Here is a 535-nt window from a genome sequence, read left to right on the forward strand (position 1 = left end):
CCCGTTCAGACGCCGTATCCGCCAGGAGATACGGGCCTGCTGCATGGATCTGCAGAGCCATCAGAGCAATGCTACCAATCGGACGCTGCCCCAGATTCAGAAGGGCATTCCCACCCGTCCAGCGCATTGTGCCGTCTTCGACATTGTTCCAACCTGACAGATCAGCATCCTGTAGATGCGCCGTCAGAGTTGCAGTCGTATTGCCTTCAAAAAGTCTGACGTCACCAACCAGAACACCGAGTGTCCGACGGTCATCGACAAAAGGCCCTACAGCGTCACAGGGACGGCTGGCATTCGAGACAATCCGGACGCTCTCGACACCTGCAGGGATCATAAACATCACCCGGCCGTTGTTCTCCCGGATCTGACGAATAACCGTTCTATTTTCTGTTTCCAGATACAGATCGGCATCGTTGACCATTGTTTGAGCAAGGGTCTGCGAATCATGGCCTGCCAGAACGGCACGGGCTTCGATCTGCCGAAACAGAGGCTCGACGAACGCACGGTCAGTAGCCAGTGGGGCCGCTGCATCTTC

General features: G+C 56.1%; 1 pseudogene. It reads right to left on the reverse strand.

Annotated features, from left to right (window positions below):
* Positions 1-334, reverse strand: a pseudogene (locus GSP01_RS15020) (Hint domain-containing protein); the annotation flags it as partial.
* Positions 335-535: the final 201 nt, after the last annotated feature.

The organism is Gluconobacter sphaericus NBRC 12467, from assembly GCF_006539125.1.
GTDB classification, from domain to species: Bacteria; Pseudomonadota; Alphaproteobacteria; order Acetobacterales; family Acetobacteraceae; genus Gluconobacter; species Gluconobacter sphaericus.